1 pseudogene is annotated in these 559 nt (G+C 57.6%); it reads left to right on the top strand.

From position 1 onward, the window contains the following. Nucleotides 1-559, top strand: a pseudogene (locus tag FTE26_RS08655) (phage tail tape measure protein); the annotation flags it as partial.

Raw genomic sequence — 559 nt, 5'->3', positions numbered from 1 at the left:
CAGCGATGCAGAACGGTCTTCTGCCCGTATGCAGCGTTTTATGGAGCGTCAGACTCAGGCCGCCCGGCAGACAACGCAGGCGGCTTCTTCGGCTGCAACAGCCGCATCCGTTCATGCGCAGACGGTGGAGAAGAGCGCACAGGCTCATGAACGCATGGCCCGCGAGGTGGAGAAAACCCGCCAGCGCATGGAGGCGCTGAGCCAGAAAATGCGCGAGGAACAGGCGCAGGCCATGGCTCTGGCGGAGGCTCAGGATAAAGCGGCTACTGCGTTTTATCGTCAGATTGACAGTGTGAAACAGGCCAGTGCGGGGCTGCAGGAATTACAGCGTATTCAGCAGCAGATCCGACAGGCCAGAAACAGTGGCGGGATTGGTCAGCAGGATTATCTGGCGCTGATTTCTGAGGTTACGGCGAAAACCCGTGTTCTTACACAGGCTGAGGAAGAGGCTACCCGACAGAAAGTGGCGTTTATTCGTCAGCTTAAAGAGCAGGCAACCCGCCAGAATCTTTCTTCTTCTGAGTTGCTTCGTGCTAAGGCTGCCCAGCTGGGGGTAAGC

It is taken from the genome of Escherichia sp. S10b, assembly GCF_028421345.1.
GTDB lineage: Bacteria > Pseudomonadota > Gammaproteobacteria > Enterobacterales > Enterobacteriaceae > ECMA0423.
Note: the sequence above shows the minus strand (reverse complement) of the source record. Positions and strands in the feature narration are given on the sequence as shown.